Here is a 9,321-nt window from a genome sequence, read left to right on the forward strand (position 1 = left end):
CCGCGTTCAAAGCTTGGGATTGCTGTATTGTTGCTCGGATGGCGTGCGCAGCCGTGACGTATCTGTCCCATATGGCATCCTTCCATTTAATCGAATGGATCGCACCATCAAACCGTCGGGTCAAACAAGCCGTTTGATGAAACGATGATCATGTTCAATGATGTTAACCAAAAATATACGGCCGACTTTATCAATTTGGATCGGGCAACCGAAACTGAGTGCCGGAGGTGGAAGAACGCCGCATGCAGGATCACTTCTTTTGGAAAATGCACGCCCTAGAATGAGATTGCCACGGTTAGCCCTTGCCCAACTCTGCAATGCCGTTAACACGATGGCCTCATCTCTGTCAGAGGGGTCAAAAGTTTGCGATAAAGCCGCTATAGATCGCGGTTTTTGACAACGGACAGAAACTTTTGCACACTCAAGGTGGTCGTTGAAGCGCAGTTTTCACCGATCCCGTTGGAACTGACGTTAGGCGGTCGTCTCAGTTGTTGTGCTGGACACTCAGGAAAACCAGTGTGCGCTTCTCTTGGCTCTTGTCTTTAAAGGCAACCCGATAGACACGAATTCCGGCGTCCAATTCTCTATGCACATAGCTGTCTGGATGATTGACCTGCATATCAATCGGAGCAGGCGTACCGTCTCGGCAACGCGCCACTTCAGCCCATGTGTCGTCAAAGTAGCTTGCGGCCTCATCGCTTCTAAACTGAAATTCCCAATAGCACGAAACGCCGCGGGAATTACCTAAACCATCGAATGACAGACATTCCGACCCAAATGGCGCAACCCCGGTGTCATTATAGCTCTCAAGTGCAGACATTCGTGCGCATCCGGCAGCCAGTCCAATGGTCGGATGAACGAGCATAACCGTCACAAGTGAAAGCCAAAAACACAACGAGACGCTATTGTGAGGTTCGATATCGGATGCTGGAGCGGGGCAGACAAAACTTTTGCTTTCTCGCAGTTTTGCGAAGGTCATTCTTCGCATACGATGCACCCTGACGGGAGACTCTCTGTGACCAACGGTTTTGTTAAGGAGTCGTCATTCTGCTGCATCAGGAACATCAACAATTGAATAGTTGCCCTTTACGCGTTCCTTTGTCGGGTCAAAATGAGGGAAAGGCACTATTCTGGCTTTCAGACGCTTTTGTTGGCCGTCCAGTTGCCCGATTTCAATGTCAGCTCCGACGACGGCATGAGTGACCGAAACCCGGCCTAACGCAATAACCTTGCCCAGAACGGGTGATTTCATCGCGCTGGTAATCTCTCCAACCTGCGCCTTTCCTAAACGCACACAGTCGCCGGGCGAGGGGACCGTGCCGCCCTCAATCTCGAAACCGACCAGTTTGCGATGAGGATGGGTTTTGCGTTCTTCAATCGCTGCCCGCCCGATAAAATCGTCGGGCTTTGACTTCAGTGGAACGGTGAAGCCGATGCCTGCCTCGAAGGGATCGGTTTGATCGTCGAATTCGGACCCGGCAAATATCAAGCCACCTTCGATCCGCACCATATCCAGTGCCGCAAGTCCAAGCGGAGCTATGCCATATTCCTGGCCAACGTCCCAGACGCGATCAAAGATCTCGACGGCATCTTTGGGATGGCAGAAGATTTCATATCCCAGCTCACCTGAATACCCGGTCCGAGAAATTACGACAGATGTCCCCTGCACATCACCAACCCGAGCCACGGTAAGCCGGAACCATGGCAGTTCTTCGATCGTCGGTTGCTGAGGCGGTGTCCAAAAGATCTTGGAAAGGATGTCGCGACTGTACCGCCCTTGAACCGCAATGTTGTGCAATTGATCAGTCGAATTGCGCACCCAGACATTCATATTGCGTTTGAGGGCCTGTTCCTGCAGCCACAATCCGCTGGTATCATTCCCGCCGATCCAGCGGAAATTCGTCTCACCCAAACGATAGACGGTGCCGTCGTCAATCATCCCGCCATGCTCATAACACATGGCCGTATAGACAACCTGACCAACGCTCAGCTTTTTCATGTTGCGGGTTACGCAAAGCTGCAACAGCTCTTCTGCATCGGGTCCGACAACTTCGTATTTCCGCAGGGGGCTGAGGTCCATAACCGCAACCTTGTCGCGGCAGGCCCAGTATTCGGCAATCGCGCCGTGATTGGTCATCGTGTCGGGCAGCCAATAGCCGTTATATTCGACGAAATCACGGGTGTGCCGTGCAAAGCAGTCGTGAAATGCAGTTTTCTTGGTTTCTTCCACATCCGCCTCCGCAGATTTTCTATAGCCGTAGGATCTTTTGAAATCCTCGGTCGCCTTGTAGGTTCGCACCTGAATATCGGTTGGATTCCAGCCATTTGCTGGATCAATGTCGCAGGGACAGCCGGTGCTGACGCAGACCAGATCGGTCAGCGCGCGCAACAAGACGAAGTCACCGGGGCGCGACCAGGGGTCGTCCATGCCAATGGCGTTGGTGTCGTCCAGCATCGTGTTGAAAAAGAAGTTGATTGCAGGCCAACCACCACGTGGTTTGATGCCATACTGATCCAAGTCTTTATTGATATTGTCCGAGCAATTCACGTGGCCAGGGTAACCGAGATCTTCATAATACCGCGCCGTACAGGCAAGGCCAAACGTGTCATGGCGTCCGCACGTATCCTGAACGATCTCTATCAGCGGTTCCTGATCTACTGACCAATACTTCGAAAAAATCCCCGGTTTTGGATACAAGCTGCCCATCAGGCTACGCGTTGTTGTGGGATCAATCTCGCGTTCGATCCCCTGATCCAGTGCCCGTCGGCTGAAGGCCTGAAAATCCGAGCACTCACGCCCGCGAACATCGACAATCTGAATGAACTCACCGGCCCTGACCTCGTACGAGTGGGCATTGCCCGGCTGAATATTGAAGTCCCTGAGCGGATCGGCCAGCGGTTCGGGTGGTCCCACATCGGGTTTTTCCAAACCGGGTGCAGAGCGCTGAATGTACAGGATGATATCCGTGGGAGGGTTGTTATCTTCGGGGCGCATCGCCTTGCCGGGTGCAGCCACGATCAGAAGGCCCTCACATTCGGCGACGAAATGCACCATGTCACCGGGGCGCGACCCGTCGGTAAACGCCCGGATCGCGTCACCTTTTCCGATGTCAAATCCGGCAACTTCCAGAGCGCGCAGCACTTTCTTGCCAGACGGCGATCCATTGGCCAGCGTCGCAATCAATCCCTCCGGACGTCCATGTCCCAAAGCACCCAGCATGGCCGCATCAGAACTTCGGTCAGGGGCAAAGAAGACCATCTCAGCCTGTTGCATCCCGTCGCGGTCCAACAAGGTTATCGTATCACCTTTGGAAACCGGAACAGCGCGCGACCCCATTCCGGGGACCGGGTGGCGTTCCGTTCCATGTGGCAGGATCGGAAGGCCGGGGGCCAGAACTCCGCTGCGTTCGAACGGAACTTCGAATACCGGCTTCACATTCATAGTGCATCTTCCTGAATGATCTCGGTTGCACCGCGGTGGGTGACAACCAATAGGCATCCCGCCTCGGTTCGCGAATAGTGGCTGGACCCAGCGCCGAGGCTGACAAAGTCGCCGCTGCGATAGCAAAATCCATCGTGATCTGTCAGATCGCCTTCGAGGATGAAGAACTCTTCTGGCCCATGGTGGATATGCGGGCATGAACGTGTGCCCGCTGCCATCTTCATCAGATAGCTACCTTGCCCGGTTCCCTCATCAAAGCTGACATTCTTCCACCAGACTTGCTCGTCGGGTCGGCCTTCCATACGCATTCGGACAAATCCGGGATCGTCGAAACGAATAACGGTGCGTGGGATTTGATGCTGTGCCATCTCAATCAAGCCCCAACCGTTTTTTGCGTTTTTCAGCCCAACTGCTGATCGCCATGTCAAAGGTCAGCGCCATCAGGGACACGTTCAGACCCAGCACAAAGTTCTTGCCCAGTTCGGTGCCCGCCAGTGTTCGCTGCAGCTCCTGCCCCAGATCCTGCGTGCCGATGAAGGCGGCAATGATAACCATAAAAAAGGCGAACATGATTGCCTGATTAAACCCGACCGCCATTGTCGGCAGTGCCAGCGGAAATTGCACCGACATCAGCTTTTGCCGACGGGTCGAGCCGGACATGTCTGCCGCCTCGGTCATTTCCGGCGGTACATTACTGAGTCCAATAATCGTGTACCGGATCAGCGGCACGGCGGCGAAGATCAGGATTGAGAACACAACTGCCACATCATTGACCCCAAACAGCATGATCGCGGGGATCAGGTAGATGAAGCTTGGGAAGGTTTGCGCGGTGTCGCAGGCCAGCAGGATGCTTTTGGACCAGCGGTTGGACCGCGCTGCAACAACGCCCAAGGGGATACCGATCATAGTCGCCAGCGCGACTGCTGAAATCACAGTATAAAGCGTGATGACCGACCGATCCCACCAGCCCGAGAAGGCGACAATCGTAAAGAAGATCGCGGCGTAGATGCCGGGCTTTCGGCCACCGACCCAATACGCAAAGGATACAACCAGCAGGATAAAAGCAGGAGTCGGAATGGCGAGTAGCGTATTCCGGAACGGGATCAAAACTTTGACGTTTAGGAACCAGCGCAGCCATTCGGTTGTGCCCTTGATCGCGTCTATGGCCAGGAATGACTTGATCACCACGTCGATTTCCTTGCCCTGGCTGAGATGCTGCTTGCGACCAACTTCAGCCAGGATCGGGAACACCTGTGCCAGCAGAGTAAATCCAACAAACAGACCCAACGCGACCAGCGAAATCTGGTGCCGTTTCCACCACGGTGTCCCGCGTTCGAAGTGCACCGGCTGCTTGACGACCCAGGCCTTTGACATCCGATCCAACGTGACAGCCAGAAGGACGATGGTTACGCCAATCTCGAAAGAACGGCCCAGTTTGAAACTACCCATCATCGCCAGCAGTTTCGCGCCAAGACCGGGCATTCCGATAAAGGCGGTCAGAACAACCATCGCAAGACACAGCATGATCACCTGATTGACGCCGACCAGTACCTCGGTCCGCGCGGCTGGAACGTAGACGTGGCGCAACATCTGCCAGCGTGTGCAGCCAGACATCTGGCCTGCTTCGATCACTTCGGGGCTGACCTTTTTCAGGCCTAGAGTGGTCATCAGGATCATCGGTGGGATGGCAAAGGTAATTGTTGCGACGGCCCCAGCTGTCGGTCCAACCTTAAAGAAGATCACTGCTGGCAAGAGATACGTAAAGAACGGCAGGGTTTGCAGTACGGACAGGATGGGTTTCAGCAACCGTTCGAACCAGCCGTATTTCCAGGCTGCGATGCCTAGTACCAGACCCAGCAAGAATGCCAATGGAGCCGCAACCACGATGACGGACATCGTCTGCATGGCGATTTTCCACTGTCCGATTGCCGCGGTCCAGATGAAGGTGCCCGCGCCCAAGGCAGCCAACCTCCATCCACCAACGGCATAGCCGACGACGGCTGCCACAGCGGCAATCGCGGACCATGGGATCGGGCCCAGATAGGGCCAGCGACGCTTGCCTTCCAATAGGTTCGCCGAGGTATCCAGCAGAAACTCTAGCGGGCCTTCTGCAATAAAGCGGGTGACATAGATCAGACCGAGATCGTTTTGAATGAAGTTGAAAATCGCGTCCAAAACCTGTGCCGTTGGCGGGATTGCAGCCTCCGGAATGCGATGCAGCCACTCGGGCAGAATGCCAATTGCCTTAGCCAGGATTAGTGCAATAGCGGTGACCAGCAGCGCGGTTAGGACTTTGGTTTGCCCCCACGGGCCGTTCCTTGTGTCCGATATGTCGGTGGACAGCGTCGCCATCATTCCGCCCCGAGCAGAACATTCAACGCGGTGTCACGTTCCAGAACCCCGGTGACAACTCCTTTGTCATTCGCGACCGGTAAAAGGATCCTGTCGTCGTTGACCAATACGCGCGCCAGTTCGTGAATGGTTGAGGCACCATTGATCGGGGCGCCTTCTAGCGCATGACCGTTTACGGGTTTTGCCAGCCCTTTCGCATGTACGACCCGGGCCTTGTCGACATCTTCGGTAAATTTGGCCACATATTCGGTGGCAGGGTTCATCACGATCTGGTCGGGGGTGTCACACTGTTCGACCGCGCCGTTGCGCATTATGGCAATCCGGTCGGCCAGGCGCAGCGCCTCATCGAAGTCATGCGTGATGAAGACGATGGTTTTGCCCAGCATCTCTTGCAGACGCAGGAATTCATCCTGCATTTCACGTCGGATCAACGGATCTAGCGCCGAGAAGGGCTCATCCAGAAACCAGATATCCGGCTCAATCGCAAGTGATCGGGCGATGCCGACCCTTTGCTGTTGACCGCCGCTGAGTTCACGCGGGAAGTATTCTTCCCGACCTTCGAGGCCCACCAACTTGATGACCTCCAGTGCGCGTTCGCGCCGGTCGTAGCGATCTTGTCCGCGCATTTCCAACGGGAAGGCGACGTTGTCCAATACCGTGCGATGTGGCAACAGACCGAAGGATTGGAACACCATCCCCATCTTGTTGCGGCGCAGCTCAATCAGCTCGCGTTCAGTCAGGCTCATGATGTCCTGACCGTCAACTTCAATCGTTCCGCCTGTAATGTCGTGCAGGCGTGAAAAACACCGCACTAGCGTGGACTTGCCTGATCCTGACAGGCCCATAATGACCAGCATCTCGCCACGAGCGACCTCAATCGAGACGTCCTTGACTCCGGCGATGTACCCATCCGCGCGGATCTCATCGAAACTGCGGTCAGCGGGCAGAGATTTCAGATAGCTCTCTGGTGAGGGCCCAAACAGTTTCCAGACGTTTTTGGCTGAGATGACAGGCGCTGAGGCGGACATGGCTGTCTTTCTTTCGTGTTGAGCGCGGCCTTGCATCGCTGAGATGTTCAAGGCCGCGCCAGTTTCGGTGGATGCAACCGGATTATGTACTGCAGGCACTGATCCAAGGATCAATGACAGCGCGGTTGGCGTCCAGCCATTCTTCGGCTGCCTCTTCCGGCTCAAGCTCATCAGTGTCGACCAGCTTCGCCATCTCAGCAATCTGCGGGTTGGTGAAGGAAATCTCGGTCAGGGCGCAATACGCGGCCGGCCACTTGTCTTTCATGCCATCCCAAGCTGCCTTTTTCAGGTAACCCTCGGCAGGGTTGCCACAATCATACAGCGCTTCCGGGTTCGGGCCCTTGGCCGGATCCTTGTCGCACCCATCTTCCCAAGCTGGGAACTCAACGAACTCACCTGGCCAAACAGCTTCGGCGAAGTTTGGCGTCCAGTTAAAGACCAAAACCGGCGTTTTGTCGGCCTCTGCCGCGCCAATCTCAGCCCAAAGGGCTGCAGCGGAACCCGCGTTGATCACTGTAAAGTTCAGATCCAGTGCTTCGGCGCGTTCTTTACCATGCTTCAACCAGTCGACCGGCCCATCCAGATAACGGCCCTTGTCACCGGTTTCGGCTGTGGCGAACAGGTGCGCACAGTCGTTCAGAGCTTGCCAGTCAGGCAGGCCCGGGCAGGATTCCTTCGTCCACATCGGATACCACCAATCCTCGCGCGTGACCGCATCATGATCGCCCGCATCATGCAGACCGCCTTTTTCCAGTGCCGCCCGATAGGATGCACCAAAGGCACCTTCCCAGACTTCCATCTCCAGCGCGACATCGCCCAAACGTACCGATTCATAGACGGCCTGACTGTCGGTGGTGACATATTCTACGTTGTTGCCCATCTCTTCGAAGATCAGGCCTACAACATTCGACATCACGATCTGGCTGGACCAGTTGTGAATGGGGATTACGATCGGGTCGCTGCTGTCTTCGGCAGCCGCGCCAGTTCCCGCTACTGCTGCCAAGGTTGCAGCAGAAAGTAGGTTTGTAAGTTTCATGTTTGCTCCCTGAGTGACATTCATTTTTGAGTTGAGGACTCTTCCGGCCCCGAATTCATGCATTCTGCCCAAGATCGTCTAATGTGCAGAACAGAAATTTGAGGGGCTTTGACCATAATTTCTTGAGGCTAATCCGACTTTTTGCTATCTTAACAGACAGTTGACTGATCGAATGTTGCCAGATGCGGGCAAATGTTTTTGATCGCGCCGTCGTCCAGCTCGGGAAAAGGCCCCCAAATGCCAAAAAAAGCGCCAGTCACCGGGAAAGTCTTGCCGCCGCTAGACTATTTGTTGGCATTTGAAGCCGCTGCCAAGGCACAGAGTTTTGCGCAAGCCAGCAAGGTGCTGAACATCTCAGAGACCGCAATCAGCCGCAAAGTACGCTTGCTGGAACAGCACTATGACGTGCCCTTGTTTGTAAGGGGTCATCGTTCTGTTTCCCTTACTCAACAGGGTGCTATCCTGTTGGCGACCGTGGAAAAATCACTGGACCTGATGCGGGATGTCAGCCGAGACATGCTGGCCAAGCATCAGGCAAATACGGTTTCGATCTCGGCGACCAATTCTGTTGCGTCTCTTTGGCTGATGCCGCAACTTCGCAAGTTCAACAAATCCAATGGCCGAATACGTATCTCTTTAGTGTCTTCTGACAGTGACGCAGAATGCCTGTCAGATTCTATGGACCTGACAATTCTTCGGGGGGATGGCGACTGGCCGGGGTACGAGGCAAAGCTTCTTTTCGGAGAAACCGTTTTTCCGGTTTGCAGCCCCGAGTACCTCAAAAGTAATCCCAATGCCGCGGATATTTCTGCGTTACCGGAACTTGACCTTATTGAGGTCACCAGCGCGCATGCAGAATGGATGACGTGGCGTGCGTGGTTCAGCGGCAATGGTGTATCAACATCATCAATGGAACAGGCAGTCGCGTTCAACACTTACCCATTGTCAGTACAGGCAGCGGTTGATGGATTGGGCATTGCGTTGGGCTGGGCCCATCTTGTTGACCCATTGCTTGAAAGCGGCGCTTTGGTCAGGCCAGTCCAGAGCGCATCGGTGCGGACTGAGTCAGGATATTACCTGCTGAAAAGGCCTTTCAACAGTGCTTTTCCAGAGCAGTTGATAGTCGAAGATTGGCTGCTGGGTCTTAGTGAAGGTCGGAAAAGATACGCCTGAATTGGGTTGTTGGTGGCTGGGCATTGATGGTGAGTTTGGCAACGGGCTTTTTAACCACTACAACTCAGATATTGACCCAGGGGAATATTTATTTACTTTAAAGAAAATATACGATTCTGGGTCGGTGCGCCACCGTTCTGGCCAAGACGTTATGAGACTTTTCCAACCGGGGGTTTTGCCCAATGAGCTATAAATCGGACATTGAAATTGCGCGCGAGGCGCAGAAGAAGCCTATTCAGGAAATTGGCGCTAAGATTGGCATCGATTCTGCTGATCTGCTGCCCTATGGC

Annotated in this window: 8 protein-coding genes; 2 read left to right on the forward strand and 6 right to left on the reverse strand. The window is 54.6% G+C overall.

The window, feature by feature from the left end; genetic code table 11:
• Window positions 1-484 precede the first annotated feature (484 nt).
• The 6 genes from DK510_RS12255 to DK510_RS12280 form a co-directional block, all read right to left on the reverse strand.
• Window positions 485-979 carry a hypothetical protein gene (locus tag DK510_RS12255; RefSeq protein WP_109312337.1) on the reverse strand — a complete coding sequence of 165 codons (495 nt, stop codon included), beginning with the start codon at window positions 977-979 and terminating at the stop codon, window positions 485-487.
• 63 nt (window positions 980-1,042) lie between these two features.
• Window positions 1,043-3,442 (reverse strand): DUF1989 domain-containing protein, encoded by a 2,400-nt coding sequence (locus DK510_RS12260; RefSeq protein ID WP_109312338.1) that lies wholly within the window; start codon window positions 3,440-3,442, stop codon window positions 1,043-1,045.
• A complete protein-coding gene (locus DK510_RS12265; RefSeq protein ID WP_109312339.1) occupies window positions 3,439-3,810 on the reverse strand; it encodes a cupin domain-containing protein in 372 nt (123 codons plus the stop codon). Before DK510_RS12265 ends, DK510_RS12260 begins: the two co-directional genes overlap by 4 nt.
• 1 nt (window position 3,811) lies before the next feature.
• Window positions 3,812-5,794: a proline/glycine betaine ABC transporter permease gene (locus DK510_RS12270; RefSeq protein ID WP_109312340.1), complete on the reverse strand. Its 1,983-nt coding sequence runs from the start codon at window positions 5,792-5,794 to the stop codon at window positions 3,812-3,814.
• Window positions 5,794-6,822, reverse strand: a complete 1,029-nt coding sequence (locus DK510_RS12275) for a glycine betaine/L-proline ABC transporter ATP-binding protein (RefSeq protein WP_109312341.1) — start codon at window positions 6,820-6,822, stop codon at window positions 5,794-5,796. The genes DK510_RS12270 and DK510_RS12275 overlap by 1 nt, the downstream gene beginning before the upstream one ends.
• 82 nt (window positions 6,823-6,904) lie before the next feature.
• Entirely contained in the window at window positions 6,905-7,858 is a 954-nt protein-coding gene (locus DK510_RS12280) for an ABC transporter substrate-binding protein (RefSeq protein WP_058277107.1), read from the reverse strand.
• A 237-nt stretch (window positions 7,859-8,095) separates the two neighbouring features.
• On the opposite strand from DK510_RS12280, the gene DK510_RS12285 reads away from it, so the two are divergent.
• Both DK510_RS12285 and DK510_RS22805 read left to right on the forward strand, forming a co-directional pair.
• Window positions 8,096-9,031, forward strand: coding sequence for a LysR substrate-binding domain-containing protein (locus DK510_RS12285; RefSeq protein WP_058273706.1), 936 nt, complete (start codon window positions 8,096-8,098; stop codon window positions 9,029-9,031).
• 182 nt (window positions 9,032-9,213) lie between these two features.
• Window positions 9,214-9,321 (forward strand): formate--tetrahydrofolate ligase (locus DK510_RS22805; protein WP_160116508.1); only part of this gene is annotated, 108 nt, incomplete at its 3' end.

It is taken from the genome of Ruegeria sp. AU67, assembly GCF_900312795.1.
GTDB classification, from domain to species: Bacteria; Pseudomonadota; Alphaproteobacteria; order Rhodobacterales; family Rhodobacteraceae; genus Ruegeria; species Ruegeria atlantica.